General features: G+C 55.1%; 22 protein-coding genes. 9 read left to right on the top strand and 13 right to left on the bottom strand.

From position 1 onward, the window contains the following. Window positions 1-3: 3 nt before the first annotated feature. Window positions 4-507, bottom strand: coding sequence for a serine dehydratase beta chain (locus tag MED297_RS14510; protein ID WP_008046187.1), 504 nt, complete (start codon window positions 505-507; stop codon window positions 4-6). Window positions 508-674: 167 nt separating this feature from the next. On the opposite strand from MED297_RS14510, the gene MED297_RS14505 reads away from it, so the two are divergent. Together MED297_RS14505 and MED297_RS14500 are read left to right on the top strand one after the other, a co-directional pair. Continuing rightward, window positions 675-1,631 carry a carbohydrate kinase family protein gene (locus tag MED297_RS14505; protein ID WP_008046186.1) on the top strand — a complete coding sequence of 319 codons (957 nt, stop codon included), beginning with the start codon at window positions 675-677 and terminating at the stop codon, window positions 1,629-1,631. Continuing rightward, window positions 1,632-2,090 (top strand): GNAT family N-acetyltransferase, encoded by a 459-nt coding sequence (locus MED297_RS14500; RefSeq protein WP_008046185.1) that lies wholly within the window; start codon window positions 1,632-1,634, stop codon window positions 2,088-2,090. 16 nt (window positions 2,091-2,106) lie between these two features. On the opposite strand, the gene MED297_RS14495 is transcribed toward MED297_RS14500, so the two are convergent. After that, complete coding sequence (locus tag MED297_RS14495) at window positions 2,107-2,790, bottom strand: hypothetical protein (protein WP_008046184.1); 684 nt, start codon at window positions 2,788-2,790, stop codon at window positions 2,107-2,109. A 210-nt stretch (window positions 2,791-3,000) separates the two neighbouring features. Further along, window positions 3,001-3,912 carry a DMT family transporter gene (locus MED297_RS14490; RefSeq protein WP_008046182.1) on the bottom strand — a complete coding sequence of 304 codons (912 nt, stop codon included), beginning with the start codon at window positions 3,910-3,912 and terminating at the stop codon, window positions 3,001-3,003. Window positions 3,913-4,124: 212 nt separating this feature from the next. Here MED297_RS14490 and MED297_RS14485 point away from each other — a divergent pair, with 212 nt between their 5' ends. Further along, window positions 4,125-4,793, top strand: a complete 669-nt coding sequence (locus MED297_RS14485; RefSeq protein ID WP_008046180.1) for a flagellar brake protein — start codon at window positions 4,125-4,127, stop codon at window positions 4,791-4,793. 26 nt (window positions 4,794-4,819) lie between these two features. Here the strand turns inward: MED297_RS14485 and MED297_RS14480 are convergent, their stop codons facing one another. After that, a complete protein-coding gene (locus MED297_RS14480) occupies window positions 4,820-5,656 on the bottom strand; it encodes an HAD-IIB family hydrolase (RefSeq protein ID WP_008046179.1) in 837 nt (278 codons plus the stop codon). A gap of 69 nt (window positions 5,657-5,725) precedes the next feature. Beyond that, the gene (gene rpe / locus MED297_RS14475) at window positions 5,726-6,394 is read right to left on the bottom strand and encodes a ribulose-phosphate 3-epimerase (RefSeq protein WP_008046177.1); all 669 of its coding nucleotides are present in this window, start codon (window positions 6,392-6,394) and stop codon (window positions 5,726-5,728) included. Between the two features lie 48 nt (window positions 6,395-6,442). Between rpe and MED297_RS14470 the strand changes: the two genes are divergently transcribed. Then, on the top strand, window positions 6,443-7,327 hold the full coding sequence (locus MED297_RS14470) for a DUF3530 family protein (protein WP_008046176.1): 885 nt from the start codon (window positions 6,443-6,445) through the stop codon (window positions 7,325-7,327). Between the two features lie 295 nt (window positions 7,328-7,622). Here MED297_RS14470 and MED297_RS14465 read toward each other — a convergent pair whose 3' ends face one another. From MED297_RS14465 to MED297_RS14455, 3 genes are all read right to left on the bottom strand, one after another. Beyond that, entirely contained in the window at window positions 7,623-7,982 is a 360-nt protein-coding gene (locus MED297_RS14465) for a GFA family protein (protein WP_008046174.1), read from the bottom strand. Between the two features lie 119 nt (window positions 7,983-8,101). Further along, window positions 8,102-9,853: an ABC transporter ATP-binding protein gene (locus MED297_RS14460; RefSeq protein ID WP_008046173.1), complete on the bottom strand. Its 1,752-nt coding sequence runs from the start codon at window positions 9,851-9,853 to the stop codon at window positions 8,102-8,104. Continuing rightward, a complete protein-coding gene (locus MED297_RS14455) occupies window positions 9,850-11,595 on the bottom strand; it encodes an ABC transporter transmembrane domain-containing protein (RefSeq protein ID WP_008046172.1) in 1,746 nt (581 codons plus the stop codon). Before MED297_RS14455 ends, MED297_RS14460 begins: the two co-directional genes overlap by 4 nt. 237 nt (window positions 11,596-11,832) lie before the next feature. Here MED297_RS14455 and MED297_RS14450 point away from each other — a divergent pair, with 237 nt between their 5' ends. Next, complete coding sequence (locus tag MED297_RS14450) at window positions 11,833-12,240, top strand: universal stress protein (protein WP_008046170.1); 408 nt, start codon at window positions 11,833-11,835, stop codon at window positions 12,238-12,240. A 59-nt stretch (window positions 12,241-12,299) separates the two neighbouring features. On the opposite strand, the gene MED297_RS14445 is transcribed toward MED297_RS14450, so the two are convergent. Continuing rightward, complete coding sequence (locus MED297_RS14445) at window positions 12,300-17,009, bottom strand: translocation/assembly module TamB domain-containing protein (protein WP_008046169.1); 4,710 nt, start codon at window positions 17,007-17,009, stop codon at window positions 12,300-12,302. Beyond that, a complete protein-coding gene (locus tag MED297_RS14440; protein WP_008046167.1) occupies window positions 17,009-18,772 on the bottom strand; it encodes an autotransporter assembly complex protein TamA in 1,764 nt (587 codons plus the stop codon). The genes MED297_RS14445 and MED297_RS14440 overlap by 1 nt, the downstream gene beginning before the upstream one ends. A gap of 230 nt (window positions 18,773-19,002) precedes the next feature. Between MED297_RS14440 and MED297_RS14435 the strand changes: the two genes are divergently transcribed. Beyond that, complete coding sequence (locus tag MED297_RS14435) at window positions 19,003-19,278, top strand: PA4642 family protein (RefSeq protein ID WP_008046166.1); 276 nt, start codon at window positions 19,003-19,005, stop codon at window positions 19,276-19,278. Here the strand turns inward: MED297_RS14435 and MED297_RS14430 are convergent. Further along, the gene (locus MED297_RS14430) at window positions 19,275-20,225 is read right to left on the bottom strand and encodes an SDR family oxidoreductase (RefSeq protein ID WP_008046165.1); all 951 of its coding nucleotides are present in this window, start codon (window positions 20,223-20,225) and stop codon (window positions 19,275-19,277) included. The two genes, MED297_RS14435 and MED297_RS14430, sit on opposite strands and share 4 nt — an antisense overlap. Window positions 20,226-20,318: 93 nt before the next feature. Between MED297_RS14430 and MED297_RS14425 the strand changes: the two genes are divergently transcribed. Genes MED297_RS14425 through MED297_RS14415 form a run of 3 tightly spaced genes read left to right on the top strand, consistent with a single transcriptional unit; the run spans window position 20,319 to window position 22,240 of the window. After that, window positions 20,319-21,236, top strand: a complete 918-nt coding sequence (locus MED297_RS14425) for a LysR family transcriptional regulator (protein WP_008046164.1) — start codon at window positions 20,319-20,321, stop codon at window positions 21,234-21,236. Between the two features lies 1 nt (window position 21,237). Continuing rightward, a complete protein-coding gene (locus MED297_RS14420) occupies window positions 21,238-21,591 on the top strand; it encodes a DUF2200 domain-containing protein (RefSeq protein ID WP_040557267.1) in 354 nt (117 codons plus the stop codon). A 34-nt stretch (window positions 21,592-21,625) separates the two neighbouring features. Further along, entirely contained in the window at window positions 21,626-22,240 is a 615-nt protein-coding gene (locus tag MED297_RS14415; RefSeq protein ID WP_008046160.1) for a glutathione S-transferase family protein, read from the top strand. A gap of 88 nt (window positions 22,241-22,328) precedes the next feature. Here MED297_RS14415 and nfsA read toward each other — a convergent pair whose 3' ends face one another. Together nfsA and MED297_RS14405 are read right to left on the bottom strand one after the other, a co-directional pair. Further along, a complete protein-coding gene (gene nfsA / locus MED297_RS14410; RefSeq protein WP_008046158.1) occupies window positions 22,329-23,051 on the bottom strand; it encodes an oxygen-insensitive NADPH nitroreductase in 723 nt (240 codons plus the stop codon). A gap of 131 nt (window positions 23,052-23,182) precedes the next feature. Beyond that, a complete protein-coding gene (locus MED297_RS14405; RefSeq protein ID WP_008046156.1) occupies window positions 23,183-24,658 on the bottom strand; it encodes a cellulase family glycosylhydrolase in 1,476 nt (491 codons plus the stop codon). Window positions 24,659-24,692 lie beyond the last annotated feature (34 nt).

Below are 24,692 nucleotides of genomic sequence, written 5' to 3'. Positions count from 1 at the left end.
CGGTCACAGGTCACGTTCAGCGGCGTTTTTCGCCAACTCGTTAGCAATGGCTCCGCCGCCGACGGAGTACCAGGTTTCAGCATGCAGCTCGACACCGTGCTCATCCAGCGCACTGAAGCGCATACCATTCGGGTGCTCTGGTAAAAACACCTCACCCAGAAAACGAACACTTTCATTGAGCGGAAAAGGAATCGGCTGCTCTGCGTTCACCACCAACGGCTCGCCTGAGCGAATCGACTGAAACAGTTGCTCAGCCTCATCCGGGTCGACAGTGGCGGCGTCGAGTCCGGCAAGACCCAGCACCACCGCTTTATCGGTGGCGTGGCCAACTCCAGTCAGCGCTAATGACCCATAGAGATTCACGCGCAAATGCCGCACAGCAGTTAACATCTGGCGTTCACTCAAATGGGCTGCAAAACGATTCGCGGCCCGCATCGGTCCAAGCGTATGAGATGATGACGGACCAATGCCGACTTTAAACAGTTCCAGTACCGAAAAAGGATCCACAATCCTGTGCCTCGTATGACGATTCAGTCTCCTAAGCTTGCCTAGAGACTGAGCTATCGCAACGTTTTGCGCACTATTTTTAACTCAATGAATGGTCTGTTTCATTTACAGCGCGAGGCACGCTAAACTCGGCCCGAGTCATTTTAATCATGCACTGAGGACACCATATGGGCGCCATTACCTGCTTCGGCGAAGCTTTAATCGACTTTCTGAACACCGGCCACCGGCAGGAAGGATTGATCAACATTCCCGATTTCCGGCAGTTTCCCGGAGGCGCGCCCGCCAATGTCGCAGTCGCGATCGCGCGCCTGGGCGGTGATGCCCGGTTTGCCGGTCAGGTGGGTGACGACACCTTTGGTCAATTCCTGGCTCAATCCTTAGAGACTTACGGCGTTGATACTCAGCATCTCAGCCTGCATCCAACCGCCAAAACCGCGCTGGCGTTTGTCTTTCTGGATGACGATGGTGAGCGGTCTTTTGAGTTTCATCGCGATGCGACAGCCGATCTGCTGCTGACAGAGTTTGACGTCAAAGACCGGTGGTTCATCGGCAGCGACATCTTTCATTTCTGTTCAAACACATTGACCGACGCCAACATCACCAAAACGACTCTGGCGGCATTGAAAAACGCTCGTAAACAAGGCTGCATCACCAGTTTTGATATTAACCTGCGACACAACCTATGGCCGGATGGTCAAGCGGATCGGGACCGGGTTCTGGCCTGTTTTGAACACGTCGATCTGATCAAGGTATCCCGCGAAGAACTGGATTATCTCTCACCCGATGGCGAAGTGGCGTTTGTCCGTCACGCCATTGAACAGGGCGTCACGACCGTACTGATTACTGATGGTGGTCAACCTATTCGCGTCCTCGCCAAAGGGGTCAACTCAGAAATAACGCCCCCGGCTACGACTGTCGTCGATACCACCGCTGCCGGCGATGCCTTTACCGGCGGTTTCCTGTTTGCCCTCGCCGAGCAGCCCGATCTGAGTAAAGCCCTGACGGATCAGAAAACGCTTGAAGAAATGGCCCTCTTTGCCAGCAAGTGCGGTGCTTACACCGTAGCCCGGCAAGGTGCTTTCACGTCACTGCCAACACTCGACGCGCTGGAATCGAACGACTGAATGAGCACACTGAACCTGCAAATCAACGACACAGCGGATGATGACCTGCGTGAGCAGGTCGTAAAACAGCTGCGGACGTTCAATGATCAGACATCGCAGTGGCACCGGGACATTCGCGCTGAAGGCGGAAAACCGTTGGATGTTTTTGCGTTTGATGAGCACTCGGAACTGATTGGCGGGCTTGTCAGCGAAACCTATTGGGGCTGGCTGGATATTGACTATCTCTGGGTTGCCGAGCCCCACCGACATACCGGACTAGGTAGCCTGCTGTTACTTGAGGCAGAAACCCGTGCCCTCGAAGAGCGACACTGCCGACAAGTGAAACTGTCAACCTTCAGCTTTCAGGCTCCGGGCTTTTATCAAAACCTGGGCTATCGGGTTGTCGGCGAACTCAGTGGATATCCGCCTGGCGCGTCCATGCTCTGGTTGCGCAAAGAACTCGGTCCCGCGGGAGTTTAAAACGGTTTCTTAAGTGTCAGTTCGGACAACTGAAATCGTTCGCTACCCGATAAGCCAGCTCGAGCATGCGGATGTGAGTCGGACTGCTCTGTGTCCACTTCTCACCTCCGGAATGTACCAACTCGCCACCCCGTCCTTCCGGCGTCGGGTCTAAGTTCGCCGGCATATTGGCCATAATGTAGGGGTTACTGCTCGTATATTTATCCGTTTGAGCGATGCTCGCGTAACTGCTGCCATCAATGATGAAACTGGCATTACCACCGGGCTCGTGGCAGTTACCACAACTGAACCGGGTCGACAGATTTGCCTGAGCATAAAAGTTTTCATTCGCGTCACAGACGGAACCGATCGTCAACGATTCGGTTGTCAATACGGTTTCATCACCGCGGGTCAGTGACACATCAATGCGATGCCCACCGGGTTCGCCGATCACAAAGTATACGTACCGGTAATTGGTGGGGCCTTCCGTTCCGGAAAAGGGTCCGCCAATGTTCGTACCTGTTGAAGGGAGTCTGGCCGATTCAATGACCGAATCATTCAAGGACAGCTCGTATTGAGCACCTTTACTGCCTTCGATACGGGCTCGCACCGTCACCGGATAGTCAATGTTCGATGGCGACGACGTGCCCAATGTCAAATCGACCGTCAACTCTCCACTGGACTCCCCTCCACCAGCACCGCTATCTTCATCAGGCGACAATGGGCTTTCCGGTAGACACCCAACCAGACTTATGCAAACAAACAGACTGACAACAGAGACCTTCATCACCGACTCTCACACTCCGACACGGAGGCAGTATCGGTGATTGGAGGGTGAAGCGCTTTGCGCAGTAAACCGAAATGAGACTCAAGTCCGCCTTAAATGTCATAAACGTTCAGTACTTCACATTTATGAACCACCGGCGGCGCTTTATCCGGTGATTCCCGGAGGCACGTCTTTAGGGATTATGGGTTTGCGGTCATGACTGAGAAACACTCCGGCAAACACCAGAACAACGGCCAACCATTGCATCAACACCAGTCGTTCGCCAAGCAGAAGCACTGAAAACATCAACGATACGACCGGAATCAGATTGGTGTAGCCCGCTGCTGTCGACGCGGTGACATGGTGCATCGAATAGTTGTAGAGCCCATAGCCACCGATGGTCACTACGAGCCCCAGATAAACAATGGCGCCAATGACCGGCATCGAAAGATGCGCGGGCCATTCCGACGCCAAAGACAACGGCAGAAAGAACAACGCGCCGACAAAGCTTTGCAAAGCGGTCAATAAAAAAGCCGAATAGCGCTTCGTCAGGTGCTTCACGAGCAGTGTGTAACCAACCGCCATGCTCATGGCCATAAACTCAAGAAAATTCCCTAACAACGCATTCGGCGCCTGATCGGACACTTCTGAGGTGACCGTCATCCAGACCACTCCGGTCACGGCTATAAAAAAGCCGGTCCACTGACGAAGCGAGTTCCGCTCACCTAAGAAAATAAAAGCCGTGGCGGCGACCATAATCGGCAAAATGGACGTCACCATCCCCGCCTGGCCGGCACTGGTGTATTGCAGTGCCTGTGCTTCAAACAGAAAATACAGGCACGGTTCAAACAGCGCCATGCCCACCAGATACTTCCAATCGCCTTTTTGGTAGACAAAACCGTGGCGCAACCAGGGCCAAACAACCAGGAACGAAACCGAACCGACGGCCATGCGCAGGAACACGACAATCATGGGGGGAATTTCCGTGACGGCAAACTTCAGAGCAATGAACGAACTGCCCCAGATCACCATGGCCAGAACCAGCGCCAGATGCGCCCTCAGTGTTGCTTGATCCATAACCTGCCTCGTTCGATTATCAGGCGCGCTATTGTCGTGACTTCCCTTGCCGCGTCAATGCCTGTGTCGAAATCTGAGAGGTGCAGGTCGATTTCGGTAAAGCACCCGCCCCGATCATTTCAGAAAATCCGTTGAAATCGTCGACGGGAGATGCAAATGATTCAAACTCCGCCTATTCTAAACACTGATAAAAAAGACAACCTGACCAGCTCATGACTGAAAATAAAAATACCACCTTTGAAAGCCTCAAACTGCTTCCGGGGCAACCGTTACAACTTGAGTTCGAAGGCTACGATGAAAACCGGGATCGAAGTACCCTGGTTGGGTACCAACGGGGCCGTTCGGTGTTGGTGTCCACGCCAACAAAACAGGGCGTTGCGATGTCAATTAAGGCGAAAACAGCGGTAAAAGTGCGCTTATTTGTCAACCAGATCAACGGCGCCTGCGCATTTCAGTCCACCGTCCAACATGTCAGCGTACTCCCCTTTCCGCATCTGCATCTGGCCTGGCCGGAAGCCTTGGTGGTCGGAGAAGTGCGCAAATCAATCCGGGCTAAGGTTCATCTGATCTGTTCGGCCATGGTCACCATTGAAGATCGTCGAAAAACCCTGTCGGCCGTATTGGATGACCTGTCAACGAACGGCGCCCGCATTCACGGCCAGGACCTGCAGGTTGAAGAAGGCGATGAAATGGATCTGGTGTTCAAAATTGAAGTCAGCAGCGTTGAGCGGATTCTGCATCTGAAATCTGTCGTACGTACCCGCCAGTTCAACCAAGCCAAAGAAACCTGGTATTACGGGTTACAGTTCCTGGACGTTGATGAGGCCGACATCATCACCCTGCATGCGTACGTGCTGACGCAACTGCATACCGGTGGCTGAGTTTTGCAGCCACCGGCACAGAAGCCTTAATCCGGAAGGTTGAAGCCGTATCGATCCGCCAGGAATCGGGCCACGCCATCTTCGGTATTCGGTCGAATGGTCGCAGTGGCAATTGCTTTCAGTTCGTCCAGCCCCTGACCCATGGCATAGCACTCGTCCGCCAGCCGGAACATGGACAGATCGTTGTCGGAATCACCAAAACTGATCATCTTCTTCGCGCCCAGCTGCTCTTTGATCAGCTTCACGGCATCGCCCTTAGTGCCACTGGTATGGTGAATATCCATCCAGAAATTACCCGGGCTGTACATGTCGTGACCGGCAAAGACGGTAACGCCTTCAATGTCGGCCAACTCCTCAGCCATCTGCATCACCGCCGGATTGTCAGTCACGGCAAAGATGTTGAGAATGTGGTCGGTTACTTCCGCATAATCCGACCGGGTCTGAACCACGATGCCTTCCCCGGCCATGTAATCGGCCCATTGTTGTTCACGATCGCTTGAAATCCCGCTGATGACCGCGCCGATGTTATCTTCATGATCGAGCGTATTGAGCCACGGGTTAATACCATGCTGGTGCAGGCGCCTGCAGGCTTCCAGCACCTCATCGCGATCCATCGGTATCTTACTGATCACCTTATCTTCGTTGAGATCCCAAATCAGCACGCCATTTTTGTACACCTGCGGATGTTGAAAGGCGATGTTGGGTAAGGCTTCACGTGCGCCCTGAGGCATGCGTCCGGTCGCCACGGTCCAGTTGATACCAAGACGATCGAGTTCGGATAAGGCATGACGAGTCACATCGGACAGTTGCTCGTGTTCGTTGAGGATGGTGCCGTCGAGATCAAAAACCAATAATTCTTCCAAGGGAAATCCTTCTGTTGACGGTAAAGTACCCGGCCCGGGCGCGAACACCCAGGCGCGATAAATAAGTGGTTAAAGGCGAGCAAGTTCCGCGCGCATGTCCTGAATGACGCCGGCATAATCTGACGCATTAAAAATAGCAGACCCCGCCACAAAGGCATCTGCACCGGCTTGCGCGATCTCGCGAATATTGTCGACCTTCACCCCGCCGTCGACTTCCAGGCGAATATCCCGGCCACTGGCTTCAATACGCTGGCGGGCTTCGCGCAGTTTATCAAGGGCCGACGGAATGAAGGACTGGCCACCAAAGCCCGGGTTTACCGACATGATCAGAATCATATCGATCCGATCCATCACGTAATCCAGGTGGTGCAAAGGCGTCGCCGGATTAAACACCAGCCCGGCTTTCAATCCGGCGTCTTTAATCAACTGCAGGGAACGATCGATGTGTTCACTGCCTTCCGGATGAAAGGTAATCATGGAGGCACCGGCCTCAACAAAATCGCCAATCAGCCGATCTACTGGAGAAACCATCAGATGCACATCGATGGGCGCGTTAACACCATGGTTACGCAAGGCTTTACAGACCATGGGTCCGATGGTCAGATTCGGGACGTAATGATTATCCATCACGTCGAAATGCACCCAATCCGCACCAGCGGCGATGACCTGATCCACTTCTTCACCCAAACGGGCAAAGTCGGCCGATAATATGGACGGGGCAATGATAAACTCAGACATCGGACAGCTACCTCACTTTGACGGGAGCGGACATTCTAGGGGTTCTGAATGAGAGGTCAATTTGCATTGGCGGCATGCGCCGTTCTGACAACCGTATTCGTCACCCTGAGTGGCGCGTCGGCGCTGGCCGCACCGATACCCATGCCAAAACTGCAACAATCACTGGATATACAGCAGCATTACCGCAACGCACTGCGCGGCGAGGAAGTGATCGAACTGAGTACCGACACCGAACGCTTTATTGCCCTGAGCCTGCAACAACGCACTGCCACCCCCCAGGGCGGCCTGCTGATTCTGCACGATGTCGGCCATACCCCGAACTGGCCTTTCCTGCTGCAGCAAGCCCGTGAGTACTTGCCGGATGTTGGCTGGAACACGCTCGCTATCGACTTACCAACGCCAGCGCGTGACGCCGTTGGCGTACTACCGCTGGACGACACGGATACGGCCAGTGCTCAGACACCACAACAAACGCCTGATGAACGCGTGCTGGCTCGCATCCGAGCAGGGCTGGCGCGGCTGAACAGTCTGGGCGATTTCAATATCGTCATTTTAGGTTTTGGTGACGGCGGTTACTGGGGCGCCCGATACCTCGCTGAGAACCTGACGGAAGCCGAGCAGGACGGCTATGGGCTCATTCTGGTGGAAGCGCCTGGACAGTATCCGGACCTGGATGGATTTATCGGGGAGCTGCCCATTCCGATGCTGGATCTGTACATGACCGACAGCGATTACGCCCACCGTCGGGCCAAAGAACGCAAAGCCTCGGCCGCCAGAGCAGAAAACGAAGACTACCAACAGATCCACGACGCACTGCGCCAGAGCACCTATGGCAAGCCATCGATCGACCGAACCACCCGGCGGATCTGGGGTTGGCTGCGCGAAAACGCGGCAGGCGGCGAAGCGCAGCTGGAAGAACAGACGCTTTATTGAAGGGCACCTCTAATAAGTCTGAGGGAACTCTGCGGAGCCTGAACGGTTCAGTGGCGAGATTTGATAGCTGGATCATAGATATTCTATATCCGGCTATTGATTACGATGCCCACTGGGCTGTTCAGGCCCGCCCGGAGGGTGGTGCGGCATCCCGACTTTCAGAAAAAGCGCCTGTCGTTGTTCCGGTTTTTGCAAAAGTCCCGACATTCACTGCAAACCGCGCCTAGACAGCCACTTTTTCTGAAAAGCCATAGCACCATCAGACTTATTAGAGGTGCCCTGAAGTAGGAGCGGTTTACTCGATGGACAGGGCCTGACCGTTTCTCAGCTCCACATCAAAGGTCAGTGGTTCCAGCTCATCAATACAGCCGACATTGACGCCGATTTTATCCGGTGCCGTGCGCGGTTGATGGTGCGTGTAAATGCCGCAGTGACGGCAAAAATAATGATGCGCCTGTTGAGTGTTCCACTGATAGTCGGTCAGTTCCGACGCCCCGCCGGTCAAGCGGAAGTTCTCGCTCGGCAGCAGCGCCATCACGAACCCTTTGCGGCGGCACAGTGAACAGTTGCAGCGGGCTCCCGCCGTTAAAGGTTCCTCAGCGGTGACTTCAAAGGTGACCGCACCACAATGACATTTCCCCTGATACGTCAGCATCGCTCTCTCCTTTTTTGTTGTTATGACTCGAATGTGCTTAGACCATAGCGCCATCGCGTTGTTCCAACAACAATGTCGGATCAGATTAGACTGCGGACGCGCTTGGGCGCCCGTCGCGATCAGGCTTCGGCCTCAGTCAGTGGGTCTTTCTGCTGTTGAAGCTGGTATAGGTGCCGGTACAGCCCGTCAACCCGCATCAGTTCGGCATGTCGACCCTGTTGCTGAATGTGCCCCTGGTGCAACACCAGCAGCTTGTCTGCGTCTTTTACGGTGCTGAGCCGGTGGGCAATGGCGATGAGCGTCACTTCGCCGCGCAACGCCATCAGCGATTGTTGTATGAGCGCTTCGGTATGACTATCGATGTTCGCAGTGGTTTCATCGAGAATCAGGATTTCCGGGCGACGCGCCAGAGTCCGGGCCAGACTGAGCAACTGACGCTGGCCGGTACTCAGGTTCTTGCCACGCTCGGTCAGCTCGGTCAGATAGCCATTTGGCATGGCCATGATGGCCTCATGCAACTGCGCCTTCTGGCTGGCTTCGATGACTTCATCCATGGTCAGATCCAGATCCAGACGGATGTTATCGGCAATGGTACCGGAGAAGATAAAGGCGTCCTGCTGTACAAAACCGATCAGCCGGGTCCGGTCGGTTTTTGACAACTGACCGATGTCGCAGCCGCCGATAGTGACACGACCCTGCTCGACCGGGTAAAAGTTCATCAACAGCGACATCAGGGTGCTCTTGCCCGAGCCGGTGTGACCGACAATGCCAACAAACTCACCCGGGGCCACGTGAAACTGAATGTCCGTTAACACATCTTTCTGTCCATCGTAGCTGAACCGTTGCAGATCGAACTCAATATCAATAGACGCCGGCACCTGTGCCGTATCTGGTGTCAGGGCCGACGTTTCAGCCATCAGATCAAATACGCGGCTGGCAGATACCAGCGCCTGCTGCGCCATGTTCAATCGGGAGGTCATATCAATCAGCGGTTCCGTAATATTGCCCAGGTAGTTCATGAAGGCGTAAATCACACCGATCTGAACCGCACCGGTCGCGTTTAACTCCATCCAGCCAAACCCGAACAACAATGCCGCCAGCAACAACGTATAGATGAAATCCACCAACGCCCGCAACAGAAAACCATCGACGATGATGTTGCGGATTTTCGCGCGATAATGATCGGTACTGGTTCGACGGAATGCCGCGCCAAAGGCTTTTTGCTGATTCATCAACTGAATCACACTCATACCTTCAATGCTTTCATTCAGACGGGCGTTGATGTCACTGAGCAGACTGCGCACCCGCTGAAAGATCGGTGTCGACAGACGCTGATAAAGAAACATCACCGTCATCACCACCGGAATCAGCGTGGCACAAATCCACATCAGCCGGATGTCCAGAAACGCCATGGCAATGAGAATACCCAGCACCCGGACAATGTTCTGTGCAAACACCGAAATGACGTTAACGTACAGGTCCTTGATCGCCTCCGTGTCGTTGGTAATCCGACTGATCAGACTTCCGGTGGCCGTCCGGTCAAAATAGGCCATCGGCAGGGTCATCACATGCGCAAAGACCTGCTGGCGAATGCGCTGAATGACGTCCAGCGCAATGCGATTAAAACGCACGGCCTGCATAAAGAAGGCACCGGCCGCAATCAGCTGTGCGGCAACATACAACGCCGTCAGCGCCCCGATATCCGGCCAGTCAAAGTGCCCGGGAGTCAGATAATCGTCAATGAAGACTTTGATCAGGTAAGGTCCCAGCACACTGGCACCGGTGGCCAGGAACAACAGCAGGAACGCCGAAATCAGCGTGCGCTTGTAAGCCGTCGCGTAAGTCAGTAACCGTACAAAGGTTGTCTTCATTGTCCGGCCTCCACTACCTGCTCCAACTGCTGGTAATCGAACGTACGTCGATAGCTACCACCGGCAGCGAGCAGTTCCCGATGGGTTCCCTGCTCCTCAATTTCCCCGTGATTCAAAACGATGATGTGATCGGCCGTCTCTACCGCCGACAATCGGTGGCAGATGATCAGTGTCGTTTTACCCTGACGCGCATCGCGTAAATGCTCCAGAATGCTCTGCTCAGTTTTCACATCCACAGCCGACAGCGCATCGTCAAGAATCAGGATCGGGGCGTCCTGCAACAACGCCCGGGCAATGGCGATGCGTTGCTTCTGCCCTCCCGACAGCGTCACCCCACGTTCGCCAACTTCGGTTCGGTAGCCATCCGGAAAACGCAGAATGTCTTCATGCACCTGTGCCACATTGGCTGCGGCTTCAATCTCGGCCTGAGTGGCGTCCGGGCGAGCCATAGCAATGTTTTCCGCAATGGTGGTCGAGAACAGAAACGGGGTCTGTGGAACACAGGCCAGATGACGACGCAGGTTATGGAGCGTTAACTGGTCGATAGCCACACCATCCAGTTCAATGCGGCAATCGGGTCCTTCATCGGCACGGGTTAACAGTTGGATAAGGGTCGATTTACCCGCACCGGTATGTCCGACAATCCCTAACAGATGCCCCTTCGGCACCGTCAGATGAATGTCCTGCAGCGCCGGTTCACCCTGCGGGGAATACCGGAACTCGTTAATGGCCATGGACAGGGTTGGCTGATGAGTCGACTCATCGGTGCCCTGATCGGCAATGGCTGGCGTCATGTTCAATAATTCATCAATACGCTGATACGCCGCCTGACCACGTTCGACCAGGTTCAACAGCCAGCCAACGGCAAACATCGGCCAGATCATATAACCTAAGTACAGGGTAAAGCTGGTCAACTGACCCAAGGTCAGATCACCACGAACAATCAGCCAGGCGCCGCCCGCCACGCTGAGTAAGAAGGAAAAACCGACACCCATCTGAATGACCGGGTCATATTTGCTGTCGGTTCGCGCCACGCGCTGATTGGCCGCATTAGCGTCCATAGCAATGGCATCAAACTGGGCTTGCTCAACCAATTCCCGACCAAACGCCCGGGTCAGCCGCAACGCCGAAATACTCTCCTGAACATCATCATTCAGTTCACTGAACTTGGCCTGTGCCGTATGAAAAGACGCGTGCAGTTCTTTGCCAAACTTCCACATAAAAAACCCGACAATCGGCCACGGTAGCAGCGCAATCAGCGTCAAGGGAAACGAAATGAACAACGTCATGACCAGCAGTACCATCAAACCGGTCAAGGCGCCGTCGAAAAGTGCCAAAACTGCTTCTCCGGCGGTCATTTCAATCGCCTGCACGTCATTGGTGGCGCGGGCCATCAGGTCACCGGTCTTCATTTTCTGGAAAAACGACGGTGGTTGCACAGACAAATGCAGGAAGATGCGTTGGCGGAGTACATTGGCCAGATCGTAACTGGCCCCAAACAACGCAATCCGCCAGGTTACCCGCATGGCATAACTGATCACCGCCGCGGCGAGTATCCAACCAATCTGAACAAACAGGCTCTCGCGCGTGATGGTGCCCTGGCCGATAGAATCAACAATCTGACCAATCATCCATGGCGGCAACATGGTCGCAAAGGCCACGATCACTAACGCGACCAAAGCAATGGTGTAACGCCGCCACTGTTGACGGAAAAACCAACGGAGTTGCCAGAAAACCTGCATGGTTTACGATTTTCCTTAGTTAACGATTTCAGAGAAAGTCCACTGTATGGGGGTGGTTCCAGAAAGTTTCCAGAGCTTAGTTGAACGACTGTGGATTTCCGCGGCTCAACGCCTAAACTGTAAAGTCGTAGACCTGACAGTTCTCCGACTGTCAGGGCATTATCGCCGGTTCCGGCGCTCGCTGAATCGAGAGCCAGGGACATCAGGCCGTAAAGTTAACCCGGATCAGGAACGATTATGTATCAACATATTCTCGCACCGATTGATGTCTCTGTCCCGACGATTGGCGAGCAAATACTGGAGAAGGCGCTGTTTCATCTGCGTTACGGTAACGCCGACATCACGCTGCTGGCGGTAGCTCCGGTTAAAGCCGATGAAAACGCCATCGATGAAATACGCAGCCAGCTCATGGCCTTCGCCGAGCATCATATCGCCGCCAATGAAGGTCGTATTCATCTGAAGGTCAGCCAGGGATTACCAAGCGATCAGGTCCTGAAAACCGCGACGGACATTCAGGCCGGTGCCATCTTCATTGGCAGTCACCGTGGCGGAGGCTCTCAACTGGGTCGACCCACCCTCGGCAGCACAGCTGCGAAAATCTGTTCACAGGCTGAATGCGATGTCGTGGTCGTGAAGGCGAGCTAAACGATGACTCGTAACTTGCCGGTCAGCGAATCACGGCCGGCAAGTCGATGGCAGTTTCACTAATAATCCCAAGACCAGTTCAACTCAATACCGTTGTCGTTCAAATCACCACCCTCTCCCTGAGTGTAGAGTTCCAGATTGGTGTTCGGCGTAACCTGATACTGAATACTGCCCCGGAACTCCTGTTCTGTACCGACATTCTGCTCCACTTCGAGATAGAGGAAGTTCGTCAGATACTTACCGGCACTGACGTTAAACTGCAGATTCCCCTGCTCATCGGACTCGGTATCGAACACCAGCGAGTCCAGATCAAAGCTGTCACGCGTGGCGCCAATCAGATCAAACCCGCTGTTGCCGGTACGCAGTTTGTTGACCACATTAGCTAACTGAATGGCCTGGAAAACATCCAGTTCCGAAACAATCTTGCCAAACAACAACTGGGCGAGCAGTTCATCCTGTTCGAGGCCGGAATCGGACGTCAGCGTCAGACTCAGAGCGTCTTGCGTGCCGGATATCCGAAGGTTGATCAACGTGGGCCGCAACTGCCCGTCGAGTTGAATCTGTGTCTGATGTTCACCACGAATGTCCAACACAACCTGGCTGTTCTGAATCTGGACCGACCCAGAGGTGAGCTGGAACACCCGTCCGAGACCGGTATAGCTGCCGCGGACCAGTTCAAACCGACCGGCCAATACCGGCTCGTACAGACTGTCCGTCACGCTCAGAGCGCCGGCCAGCTCGGCACTGATGCCCTGACCATAGAGGCTGGCGCGATTGGCGACGACCAGATCCAGATCCCATTCGCCTTCCGGCCAGTAGCCGGGACGCTCAGCTATCTGAGGGGTTTCATCTTGTTGCGCTTGCACGATGTTCAATTGCGGCGCCCCTTCCCATAGGAAGGTGTCGGACTGAATGTTCAGCGGGTCCAGCTGCAGTTCGCCGGCCAATAACAGATTCCGATAAGAACCGGTCGCCTGAATTTGACCATCGACCGCCGCATCCATTTGCGCCTGATTGAGCAGAGCTGCGTCGGCGAACGACAGATCAACCGACAGTTCGTGACCAAAGAGGGTGTCGCCGGGAACGAATCGGATATCGCCGTCGATAGACACCTGCCCATCATCGCCATCGGTCGCCTGCGCCTGCACGGTCCAAAGGGTCTGTTCACCGGTCAGCGACAACTGAATATCATCCACCAGGCTACCAAAGCCGGCGTGTTCAAACTGACCGTTAATCCAATCCAACTGACCTCGCCATTGCGGTGCCTGCAGTGTTCCGCTAAGGGTCAGTTCACCTTGGATATCACCGTCAATCCGCAGGTCCGGCTGATCTTCAATAAAGGGGTCGAGAACGCTCAAAGGGGTGTTCAAGGCAACCGTCAGATCCAATGGGGTCTGCGTCCATTGCTCGGCCCACTCGTTCAAGGCCTGAACGGGCACTTGCAGATTGGTTTTAATCCGGGTCAGACCATCGGCATAGAACACACTACTTAACTGGTAATGATCATCCTCCGTCTGCAACTGGGACGTCAGGGCGATGGGCTGGTTCTCGGCGCGCCACTCCACTTCCCCGTCCAATGACGGCCGTAACAGATCACCCTGGGCATTCAACCGGAAAAACGCCTCGCCAGAGCCGATCTCATCCGATTGAGTGACGTATCGGGTTTCCGGCAACAAGCCTTCAAACGCCAGCTGGCCCTCGGTGCCGACACCCGAACCGTCCAATGTCATTTCCAGTACGCCGGGGAACTCCAACACCCCCTGGCCAATCGCCCATTCCCCGTCCTGAGCGGACAATTCAGCGTGTGCCGTAAAGGCGTGAGGTGCGTTAAGCGTCATTTGCCCGGTACTGGAGAGTCGAGCGCGGATGTCTGGCCGTCCCCAGGGTCCGCGAATGGTAAAGTCGCCATTCACAACCCCGGCTAACCAGTCCGGCACCACCGGCAAAAACGTCGAGAGCTGCTCGTAATCCAATCGTTGCAGATTGATGTCACCTTCAATCGCCTGCGCCGTACTGCTCAGAGAAGCCGTTGCCTCCGCATCCGCCCAGGTTGCCGAGAACTCGTGGTCCAGTGCCTGGCGCAAACGCCCCTGACCCTGCCATTGCAGGGTATAGTCGTCACCTTTCAGCACACCCTCACTGCTCAGATCGCCATTGATCAGCCAATCCTGAGTCCGGTTATCAATCATTATCTGGCCATTCAGCGACCCCTGCCATCCGGTCAGCCACTGAAATGCCGGGTGATTTTCCAGCGCAAGTTGCAACCAGGGAATGAGGTAATCGACATCCGGAGACTCGGTTTCGACCAATAACGCCGCTTGCCCCAGTCGCCAGTCAACCAATCCGTCCAGTGACCATTGACCGTCGGACCAGGTCCCGGTTGCCTGATCGATGTCGATGTAACTGACATCGACGTAGCCAATATCGGCCTCCAGCTCAAAAGGTTCACCATCGAGCGCACCATAAACTGCAGCCTGTCCTGACAGGTTCGGCGACACGATGCGACCGCGTATGGCCATATCGGCATCAAGCGACACGTCCATCCGTTCCGGCAGACCGCGCGGCTGCCCGGTAAAGCGTTCGGACAGCGCCGGTAAATGACGAGCATGCAAACCCTCAACCTGCGCCTGACCGTCCATTTCCAACTGCCAGGGACGGAAGTCGCCTGAGTATTGCCATTGCGCATCCAGCCAGGTCAATGACAGCTCCGGGACGGCCCATAACTCAGACGTTTGCGGGTCGGTCTCTAAGGTGAGTGACAGCGGGTCGCCGAACCACTGACCGACCAGCGTACTGTCCGAACGGATCTGCGGTCGGGTCCAGAGTCCATCCAGTCGGGTCTGACCGGTCCAATCGCCCTCCAACGTCGACAGAATGTCTGGCCAAAAGCCAAACCACGGAGGCAGCGTCGACAGAGGCCAATCCTGATGATCAAACGCCAGCGCCAGGCGCTGTTCAGACCAGCGAATGTCCCCGCTCACGGTCGTTGACCGCTCGCCAAGAGACACACGGGAATCGCCCAACGACAATCCCTGAGCGGTCAGTTCAGCAATGTTAACATCAGCGTTGAGGGGCCAGTCCTGCCAACGCCCCTGCACATTCACCGCGCCGGCCATTTGCAGATCGCCTTCATTCAGGTTGACCTGAAGGTCGCCGTTCCCGCTCCCCTCAAAAACCACCGGGAAACGAATGTTCAGACGATCCAGCAGTTCCGTACGCCACTCGGAAACCTGCCACTCGCTGGTCAGGCTTTGCTCGGCCGTTTGCCACTGCAGGTTACCGTCCGCCTGCAGCAACGACGAGTAGACCATGGCATCATCAATGATCAGATTCGGCCGCCGCCACTGCCCGCTGACCACCGCATCAACCGGGTCGGATTGCCATTGGCCGTTTACACGCGCGTTAAAATCCACATTGGGGTCCGCAACCGGCCCCTGAATCGTCGCATTCACCGAACCCTGTGCCGACAACTCAGCGAGTGCGGGCGGCAACAGTTCCCGGATCAGGGTGTCCGTCGTGAGCTGACCGTCGACCACCAGGTCTACTTCGTCGGTTATCCAATCCACCACCCCGTTAAGATTCAGCCGGTTCTCGGCCAGTGCCAGCTCGCCGTCCGCAATCCGCAGTGCAGAGCGCTCCGCCAGACTGCTCATTAACAATGAAAACGGGTATTCCCGCCACTGGCCGGTCGCACTGAACTCACCGTCCAGCCGCGGTTCGCGCCAACCGCCCAGCCATTGGGCCGAGATCGACAACCGGCCCTGCAAATCATCGTTCAGACCCGCCACCTGAGAGAAGGGTGCCAGCGGCCACTGCGATACCTGCACAGACAGTTCAGAAGCCTCCGGTTGTATCCAACCACTCAGTTCAGCGGGTTTACCATTAAGGCGGAATGCCAGTGGATTAAAGTTCAACTGGCGCGAATCGATGTCGTAACGCACCTGCCCCTGCCCGGCCAGAAGATCGTTCTGCCAGGGCACCTTCCAGTCATCGATGTCCACGGTTAACTGACCGGCTTCGCTGTAATCGATGTTTATGTTCCAGCTGGCACGCGCGGCTTCTGAAAGATCCCACAGTAACCACTGAGACCAGACGGTATCCGGTTGTGCGTTCAACGCGCCCTGCAGACGGACCCGATCAATGGCGTCCGCCGATACCTGCAGAGCGTAGCTGTTTCCAGTGTCGGCATGCTCCATCGATAACAACAACCGCAGCGGCAGAGCGCCCCAGTTGATTTCACCCTGAGCATCGACTTGCGCCTCCAGTGTGGAATAGCGCGGACGTTCCACCCTCAGGGAATCGACATGCAGACGTTCGATACGGATCGCCGGAATACGCGGCCACAAATCGTATAGAGCCGCCAAACCATTACCCGAGTCAGCCGCGGACTCGGACCCCTCGCCAATCGCTACCGTCACTCGCTTGGCCTGCAGGTTTTCGAGCCACCAACGATTCTGCAAGGCGTAAAACCACTGCCAGCTGAGACGGAGATCCTGAACCTGAACCTGGTGCCCGTTCACACGATCCTGCCAGGTCAACTCGCCCACCCGCCAATCACCCAGCGACGGCGATCGGATGCCTGTGGCCGTTACGCCCTGACCGGCCACCAGTTGCGTAATCTTCACCCCCTGCTGAAGCAAAGTGATTCGCCCACCTTCGGTGCCAACCAACACAGCAACAGCAATCGCCAACAGGATCAACAACATCAGGGTTACCCGAAGGATGGTAATCCAGGTATGACGGGCGACGGTACGAAGATGAATCGCCATCAGAATGCCTGCCCAAGACTGACGTAAATCTGAAACCGATCGTCACTCTCCCGAGCGTCGAGCGGGAAAGCAACGTCCAGGCGAATCGGCGCAAACCGGGTGTAGTAGCGGATACCGCCGCCATAACCACGGAACCATTCATTACCCCCAGTCAGGTCGATGGTTGGCCCAACCTGGCCCGCGTCGAAAAAGGCAACCGCGCCCCAGCTTTCGTTGAACTGCAGGCGGAGTTCATTAATCAGCAGCGTCCGGGTGACACCCCCAAGTTCGACGCCGTCACTGTCAAAACGCCCGGAGCGAATACTCTGATAGGGATACCCACGAATCGAGCTCGAACCACCGGCATTAAACAGCTCGCTGGCCGGTACATTGGCCAGTGTTGAATCCAGAGCCCCGCCGATGACCAGCGCATCGGTGCGTGCACGCGATGCCAGAGTCAGTGAATCGTCCAGCGACAAAAACAGTTGAATACCGGTGCCCACGTTAAAGAACGGAGAGAAATCACGGCGAATATCAAAAACGGGTTCCACCCGTGCCGACCAGCGCCACCCATCCGTCGGATTAAACGGGTCAGTCACCGAATCAAATCGATAGCGGGCTGGAAATCGCAACTGCTGATACAGTTCCCAACCGTCGTCGGTGACCTGATGCACCTGATCGTACCCGATGCCGTACTCAAAATAGTCGTCATTCGACGCTTTGCGCTCCAGCGTTGCCGTACTCTGATAACGCACATACTCCGGTGCCACCGCCGATTGATGTTGCAGTTCATTCCGCCAGGTAAGCCGGTTACGGCGATCAAAAAAGCTCGGAATCACAATCTGGGCTGACAAAGACTGCTCTTCGGCCTGTACCTGACTTTGCAAAGACAACGACTGGGCACGGGAGAACAGATTGCGATGCTGCCAACCAGCACCAACGCCGAAGCCCTGCTCGCTTTTCCAGCCCAATGACGCATTAACGGTGCGGCTTTTACGGGTCACCAGATTAAAGGTCACCGGGACCCGACCTTGTGAGTCTCGCGCAAAGGTTGGACGCACCTGCTGAAAAAGCCCGGTGTCGAACAGACTGATGACGGCGGAGTCAATGTCGGCGCGCTGATAGCAGCGATCTTTTCGCAGACCGGTGACCCGGGAAAGAAACTCATCGTTTACACTGTCGGCCCCTTCAAACTCCACGTCACCAAAGGTCGACGGCATGGACGCTGAGATTAAAAAGGTGATGTCGGCACTTTGAGTGTCGTCGTTAAGCACGACTTCGTGACGAACGTCTAATTGGTAAAAGCAGTTCTGCGCCAACAGGCGAGCACGCAAGCGAGCCTGCTGGGCTAAAACCTGTGCCGCGCTGAGCGGGTCGCCAACCTCAAGAGACTGCCACCGGTCATCTTCCGGTAAGGGTTCACCCTGCAACTCGATGGCGGCAATGCGAAAACGATTGCCCAACACAATGCGATATCGGGGTTTGTCCCGATCATCATCAAATGCCGGGGTAATCTGTGCCTGATAATAGCCCCGACTATCTAATAACTGTCGCAGACGATCCGTTTCGGCGCGTAACTGACGATCCCGGCTCGGTTGGATGCCGGTCTGATTCACCGCCGTCCGATAGTCGTCGATGGCCCGAACCAGATCGCCCTGGAGATCGTACTTGTAAGGTTTCAGGCTCAAATCCCAACGACTCGCCGAAGGCAGTTCTTCAGCCAACACCATTACCGAGCCAAGCATCCACACCAATGCGATCAGTTGTTTCAAATAGCTACTCATGCAGAACTTCAGTGTGGAACACCCTCTTTACTGTCGCTGTCTTTCATTCGACAGACGTTTATCGTTAAACCTTAATAACGGATCGACCTGAACCAAGCCTGAACCCGTTGAACAGTTGTCCACGGTGACTTATGCACAAAGCACCGCCTACTATGCCATCTGTTTATTTCACCGCCTAGCATAAGGCCGTTATCATTCGGCACTTTATCATTAAGGCAAACGTCAGGAATATGAAACGAGATAAACAGCGGGTCGAAGGCGAACAGTGGAGCGAAGAAAAACTTCGCGAATATCTGGATTTTAACACATACGATGGCACAGACCGCGACTTTCATTGCCTTTACCGGGCTTATACGCGGATGAATGAAACAACGTTTGCGCAGTTTGTGGAACTGTTCAAACGCGAAGGCCGCAATCTTAACGCGACCAACAAAGAGGGGCAGACACTGGCGGATCTGATCCGCCAGCATCGTCAAAGTCAGGACTATCTTAACAGTCTGGTTTAATGAGTTTCGGACGCGACCGAAACAACCACGTTCGGTCGCAGACCGCACTGATCGATTACGTCGGCTAACCGGGTTTGTTGTCGGCGATCACCCAGCGTGGTGATTAAACGACGGCCATCCATCAGCACCGGTTGCTGCCAAAGATAGCGCATCTTCCAGACTTCTCGCATCAGCGGGCTGGCCAGTCGTGCCAGCCACAACCCCCACCATGGAAACGACGATTCCCGAACGGAAATCTGCCGTTCAGCAAAGGCTTGTCGCCAGTCGGCCCGGGTCAGACTCAGTCCCGGATCGTGAAACACCTCAAAATCACCCAAGGGTTCCTTCAACAACAAAGCCGCATTGGCGCACAGATCCGGAAGATACGACCAATAGTGGTGATGTTCCTCGTTATGCGGAAAGCGCATCTGAACTGCACGCGCGCCCACTTTGGCGGTCAGATCCAACCAGGTCCATTCGGTATCGGGCCCGATAAAATCACCGGCCCGGAGTATCAGCACCCGTGCCCCGCGTGACGCGGCTTGCTGCAGGCGTGCTTCCATCTGCACGCGAATCGCACCTTTATCCGTTGGTGGGTTCACCGTGGTGCCTTCGTCAATCGGGTTGGTCTGCGGCGCATAGGCATACACATTGCCCGGGAACAGAAGCTGCAACTTGCGTGTTTCCGCCGCCTGAACGGCAGGTTCCAACATCGCCATCGCGTCCTGGTGCCAACGGTGATATGGCGGATTGGCGGCATACACCAGCAGATCAACCCCTTCGGCCGCTCGCTCCACCGACGATGCGTCACGCGCATCACCTGCGATAATGGATTGGACGTCAAGCCAGTCTGGTGCCTTAGACGGTGTGCGCATCAGGGCGCGAATCTGCCACCCCTGCGCCCTTAACGCAGACGCCATGTGTCGGCCAAAATTGCCGTTAATGCCAATAATCAGTGCCGTTTTCATAAAAAATGTCCTTGTCATCTGAGTCAGTCAGGACCATTCTATTATTCAAATTAAAATATAGAATCGACATAAAATGGCATTAGATATTCACTTATGAATAACACTGATTGGCAACAATGGCATTTCTTTACTGTCATCGCGCGCACCGGCAGTCTTAATCAGGCCGCCGACGCGCTGGGTGTGTCTCAACCCACCCTCTCGCGTCACCTGCAATCGCTGGAAGCGCGCTTGGGGCAGAATCTTTTCGACCGCAGTACCCGCGGTTTAACGTTAACGGCTTTTGGCGCTTCCCTAATGGAAGGCTGTCAGCAGATGGAGCAGACGGCGCAGGCTTTGGAGCGGCGGGCATCCGGACAGGACCAGGCGCTGAGCGGACGGGTTCGCTTGTCGGTCAACGAAATGATTGCCCAGTATTACCTGCCCAATATCCTGCCAGCCTTCATGGACGCCAACCCACAGCTGTCGGTTGAAATTGAAGTCACCAATCGTGCGTCCAGTCTGGACAAACGAGACGCCGACATCGCCGTGCGGATGTTTCCGCCGACCCAACTCGATCTGATTGCCCGCCACCTCTATGACATCCCACTCGGGTTCTATGCCAGCCAAGGCTATCTCGACCGCTTTGGCACCCCAACCACGCCGGAAGCTCTGTTGGAGCACCGAATTATGGGTTACGACCGGGATAAACAGTTTGAACTCGGTGCCGCACAACTGGGTTGGACGGTCCGCAATGAAGACTTTTTTCTGCGCACCGACTACATGCCATTACACATTGCTCTGGCAGCCCAGGATGGTGGTATTGTCGGCACGCATAAAGAACTGGCAGAAAGCCTGGGGCTGATCGAGATCGATGTCGGCGTTAAGCTACCTGACCTGCCCGTCTACCTGTGCTGCCACCGCGATGTGGTTCACAACCGGCGCATACGGCTGTTGATGGACTACCTCGCCGACTCGTTACCTCAGACCAAACCAGGCTTTTTAATGCACCCTTTACCTCACGACCGGAGTTAGCATGAGCGAACATAAAATATTCTCGATGCCCATTGCCAAGGTTTATTCCGCCTATGTGGCCAAGGCCGAGCGCAAGCAACGCACACAGGCCGAGGTCGATCAGATCATCGAATGGCTGACCGGTTATGACATCGACGCCATGCAACGGGTGCTCGAACAGGAAACAGACTTCCGAACGTTCTTTGATGAGGCGCCGGTGTTGAACCCGAACGCGACATTAATCAAAGGCGTGGTCTGCGGCATTCGGGTCGAAGACGTCGAAGACCCGTTAATGCAGAAAATCCGTTACCTCGACAAACTCATTGATGAACTGGCCAAGGGCAAAGCGATGGCGAAAATCCTGCGTACCGGGTAATGTTGGGGAAAAACAAAAAGCAAGGAGAGAGCCCATGTCTGAAACCATCACCCTTCACAGCTTTGGTACCAATGACCGTTCCGGCAAGGTGCGCTGGCTGGCTAATGAACTGGGGCTGGAGATTACCGAAGCCCGGGTCAAGCTCGGGGAACATCGCCAGTTCCCGTACCGGGATCTGAACCCCTTTGCCGCCATCCCGACCGTGCAATGGCGAGACCAGACGCTGATCGAGTCGACGGCCATCTGCACGTTACTCGCGGAAGCCTACCCGGAACGCAAGCTCGTCGTCGCGCCAGAGGAGCCTGCCCGGGCGGATTATCTGAAGTGGATGGCGATCTGCAGCGATACCCTGGAAAACCGTCTGGTGGAAACCACGTTGGCCTCGGAAGGCATCATGCCGCCGGAATACAAAGCCCTGCATGAACGCACGTTGCAGTTCAAACTGAGAATTACGTTGGAGCAGATGCCGAAGCAAGGGTTTATCGTCGCAGACCGCTTTACTCTGGCCGACATCACGCTGGCTTACAGCCTGCGCCTGGCGATTGGGGCTGGCTTGATTGAGTTTGCCGACGTTGCCGGCTATCTGGAACCACTGATGGCGCGGGAAGCGGCCCAGAAAGCCGAGTTTTTCAGCAGTCTGAAGCAATAGCGGACCATACGGGAAGTTAAGTCACACAGCTCAACGTCACTGAGGCCATGAGCAACCGAACTCCCCGCATGGTCCACTCGTGAGAGGTCTACTTCAGCGCCAGACCTTTGCGGTTGAGGTAAAGTTTCATATGCGGTCGGGATTCCCCGGCCAGCTTCGTGGTGATCTGTTCCGACCAGCCGCTGTCTTTGTTGTTGCCTGAACGCGCCGCGTAATAAGCGCGGGTGACGTCGTCGTAACGCGCGACCGCGTCGGTATCGAGTGGCTGGTATCGATCCTGATGCACCAACACCTGCTGTGGCAAGCGCGGTTTCAGTTCCGGATTCTGATCCGGATGCCCCAGGCACATGCCAAACAGGACGGCCGTGCCTTCAGGCAGTTCAAGTACATCGTCGACGCCGTCCGGGTTGTTTCGCAATCCGCCGATATACACACCACCCAGACCCAAAGACTCCGCCGCCAGCATGCAGTTCTGCGCCATGATGCCCGCATCCACCGCGCCGATAATGGTCAGTTCAGTGAACCCGGTTTGAACTTCTGGGTTGAGGGTTTTGTGACGCTGATAGTCGATAATGAATACCAAAAATTCTGCCGCCGTTGCCACATACTGCTGATTCCCAGCCAGTTGCGCCAAGCGCGTCCGTTTCTCAGGATCGGTGACTCGAATCACCGATACTGCCTGCAACAGGCTGGACGACGACGCGGCAATCCCGGATTGCAGAATCGCATCGAGCTGGTCAGGTGTGATGGGCTGATCGGTAAATTTTCGGATCGAACGGTGAGCTTTGGCGCATTCAACAACCGGCGTCATAGAAACCTCATGAATTAACAGCAAAAAACAACAGTCTATAACGATGGGGACAGAGAGCGGTTAAACAACCCCGGGAACCCGCAGAAGGCACCTCTGAGGCGCTGTGCTCAGAAGTGCCTCGCGAATCTAGCTCACTCTACTGCACCGGTGATGGCTTCAATGATCGCCGGGTACAGAGGCTGCGTGGTGTGGCGATCGAAAATGGCCAGGCCGTGCTCGGCGCTGTAGCCATTGTCCCAATAGACCGGTACCAGACCGTGTGCAAGCGCCGATTCAGTGATGTATTGATTCCAGTAAACACGATAGGTTTCGTGGTCCGGCACGGAGGGGCGCGAGATCACACCATATTCACCAAGGATGACGCCGATACCCTCATCAATAAACCGCGACTTCATCTTCTGGAACTGCGCGTCTACGTAGGTTTCATTGGCCCAGGTTTCCGATTTATCCGGATCCGTCGCTATGGCGCCCCACTGAGTTATATTGCTGTCACCATTCAGCGTAAAGTTGTATGGGTCGTAGTAATGCACTTCCATCAACAATCGATCATCGACAGTATCGGTCGGCATCTGCGCGAAATTAACCGCATGATCGATGTTGGTATTAAAGCCCTGAACGATCAGGAATCGGTCATCATTATTACCACCGGTCTGACGAACGGTGTCCACAAAGGTTTGGTTAAATCCGTTTTGCACCGTGTAGTACTCGTAGGTGGGGGTACCATAGTCACCTTCGACCATCACTTCGTTGGTTCCGGCGAACAGTAACCGGTCATCATAGTCTTTAAAGTGTGTTGCAATCTGCTCCCACATAATGCTCAGACGATTATTCACATAGGCCTGTTGATCATAAGTAGGCTGCATCCAACCTTCATCCCAGTGAATATTAATCATCACATACAGATCCGCGTCGAGCGCATAATTGACGACTTCTTCGACACGCGCCAACCAACTTTCTTTGATCACAAAGTTTTCGGCATCGGAAAACTGACTCCAGGCCACGGGCAAACGAACGTTATCGAATCCCGCATCTTTGACGGCATCAAAGAGTTCCTGCGTCAATAATGGATTGCCCCAGGCCGTTTCGCCGCCGATGGCATCCAGACTGTTGCCGGCGTTCCAGCCGACACCCATCTGCTGGGTCAGCTCGACCGAACTTAGGGCATCACCGTCACCGCCATCGTGACCGCCACCGTTGTCGTCTCCGCCGGAGCCATCATCTCCGCCAGACCCATCATCGGAAAGTCCACACTGGGTAATCACGCCATCCGAATCAGAACCGGTTGCCTGAAACCCAAAAGACGTCGAGCTGCCGGGTGCAATGGTTGCGTTCCAGCCGGCGTGCGAGGCCCGGATCGGACTCTCTGACAGCAATTCGGCATTCCAGATGTGTGAAATGGTTGTCGAACCCTGATACTGCCAAACCACTTCCCAATCGGTGACCGCCGCCTCGGTGCTGTTGGTCAACACAACTTCCGCCGTGAAGCCACTGCCCCAGTTATTGAGGACGATGTATTCACACTCCAGTGCTAAGGCTTTAAACGGTATGACTAATGAAAGTAATAACAGTGCCGAACCGAGCGGACGGCTGAGATAGGTATGTCGCATACTGTGATTCCTCGAATTCTTGTTTTAACGCGTT

The sequence above is a fragment of the Reinekea blandensis MED297 genome, from assembly GCF_000153185.1.
Lineage (GTDB): Bacteria > Pseudomonadota > Gammaproteobacteria > Pseudomonadales > Natronospirillaceae > Reinekea > Reinekea blandensis.
This window is presented reverse-complemented; position numbering and strand designations above follow the sequence as displayed.

Excerpts from the sequence above, each read along its gene's own strand:
- MED297_RS14505 (WP_008046186.1), top strand. The coding sequence starts at position 675 with ATGGGCGCCATTACCTGCTTCGGCGAAGCTTTAATCGACTTTCTGAAC.
- MED297_RS14500 (WP_008046185.1), top strand. The coding sequence starts at position 1,632 with ATGAGCACACTGAACCTGCAAATCAACGACACAGCGGATGATGACCTG.
- MED297_RS14490 (WP_008046182.1), bottom strand. The coding sequence starts at position 3,912 with ATGGATCAAGCAACACTGAGGGCGCATCTGGCGCTGGTTCTGGCCATG.
- MED297_RS14485 (WP_008046180.1), top strand. The coding sequence starts at position 4,125 with ATGACTGAAAATAAAAATACCACCTTTGAAAGCCTCAAACTGCTTCCG.
- rpe (WP_008046177.1), bottom strand. The coding sequence starts at position 6,394 with ATGTCTGAGTTTATCATTGCCCCGTCCATATTATCGGCCGACTTTGCC.
- MED297_RS14470 (WP_008046176.1), top strand. The coding sequence starts at position 6,443 with ATGAGAGGTCAATTTGCATTGGCGGCATGCGCCGTTCTGACAACCGTA.
- MED297_RS14465 (WP_008046174.1), bottom strand. The coding sequence starts at position 7,982 with ATGCTGACGTATCAGGGGAAATGTCATTGTGGTGCGGTCACCTTTGAA.
- MED297_RS14460 (WP_008046173.1), bottom strand. The coding sequence starts at position 9,853 with ATGAAGACAACCTTTGTACGGTTACTGACTTACGCGACGGCTTACAAG.
- MED297_RS14455 (WP_008046172.1), bottom strand. The coding sequence starts at position 11,595 with ATGCAGGTTTTCTGGCAACTCCGTTGGTTTTTCCGTCAACAGTGGCGG.
- MED297_RS14450 (WP_008046170.1), top strand. The coding sequence starts at position 11,833 with ATGTATCAACATATTCTCGCACCGATTGATGTCTCTGTCCCGACGATT.
- MED297_RS14445 (WP_008046169.1), bottom strand. The coding sequence starts at position 17,009 with ATGGCGATTCATCTTCGTACCGTCGCCCGTCATACCTGGATTACCATC.
- MED297_RS14440 (WP_008046167.1), bottom strand. The coding sequence starts at position 18,772 with ATGAGTAGCTATTTGAAACAACTGATCGCATTGGTGTGGATGCTTGGC.
- MED297_RS14435 (WP_008046166.1), top strand. The coding sequence starts at position 19,003 with ATGAAACGAGATAAACAGCGGGTCGAAGGCGAACAGTGGAGCGAAGAA.
- MED297_RS14430 (WP_008046165.1), bottom strand. The coding sequence starts at position 20,225 with ATGAAAACGGCACTGATTATTGGCATTAACGGCAATTTTGGCCGACAC.
- MED297_RS14425 (WP_008046164.1), top strand. The coding sequence starts at position 20,319 with ATGAATAACACTGATTGGCAACAATGGCATTTCTTTACTGTCATCGCG.
- MED297_RS14420 (WP_040557267.1), top strand. The coding sequence starts at position 21,238 with ATGAGCGAACATAAAATATTCTCGATGCCCATTGCCAAGGTTTATTCC.
- MED297_RS14415 (WP_008046160.1), top strand. The coding sequence starts at position 21,626 with ATGTCTGAAACCATCACCCTTCACAGCTTTGGTACCAATGACCGTTCC.
- nfsA (WP_008046158.1), bottom strand. The coding sequence starts at position 23,051 with ATGACGCCGGTTGTTGAATGCGCCAAAGCTCACCGTTCGATCCGAAAA.
- MED297_RS14405 (WP_008046156.1), bottom strand. The coding sequence starts at position 24,658 with ATGCGACATACCTATCTCAGCCGTCCGCTCGGTTCGGCACTGTTATTA.